Annotated in this window: 1 pseudogene; it reads left to right on the plus strand. The window is 75.9% G+C overall.

Going from position 1 to position 700, the window contains the following annotated elements:
* Nucleotides 1–289, plus strand: a pseudogene (locus E4099_RS33455) (hypothetical protein); the annotation flags it as partial.
* Between the last annotated feature and the right edge of the window lie 411 nt (nt 290–700).

Below are 700 nucleotides of genomic sequence, written 5' to 3' on the forward strand. Positions count from 1 at the left end.
CGCGCTGTCGGTCTACTGGGGCATCAGCTCGCTGCGGGCCAAGCCGCGCCGCCCCGAGCCCGCTCCGGCGCCCCGTGGGTTCTCGTCGAGGCCGCAGGCCACCGCGGCGATCAGCGGACTGGTCGCGGGCGGGATCGCGCTGGTCATCGCGGTCTCGACGTTCAGCTTCCAGTTGATCTACCGCGACTACTACACCTGCGTGAACGACGCGCTGACCAAGCAGTCCCGGCAGACCTGCGAGCACAAGCTCCCGGACCAGCTCCGCCCGCTCCTCGGCTCCGACGACTGATCTCCAACCCCTGAGCCCGCCGCGCCGCACCCTCGGGTAAGCGACGCGGCGGACCCATATCCCGCCTCCGGCGCGGGCGGGGTGGGGCGAGATCGCACAACACGCCGGCCCCACGCACAACACGACGCCGCGCCCCACCTCTCAGCCGCGGGGGCCGGTCCGCCTCCGGCGCCGGCCGGGCAGGGCCGCACGGCGGAGAAACGCGAGGCGGGGGCGGCGAAGCGGGCCACCCCGCACCACCGGCCCGCGAGCACGGCCCGCGGCACGCTCACATCTCCCCCGCGAGAGCCGGTCCGCCTCCGCACGGGCGGAAGCCGCGCCGCACCTCCACACCCACCCCGCGGGCACCAGGCCCGTCCCGCTCACATCTCGCCCGTGGGGCGGTCCGCCTCCGGTACGGGCGGGGGTGCC

The sequence above is a fragment of the Streptomyces palmae genome, from assembly GCF_004684805.1.
GTDB classification, from domain to species: domain Bacteria; phylum Actinomycetota; class Actinomycetes; order Streptomycetales; family Streptomycetaceae; genus Streptomyces; species Streptomyces palmae.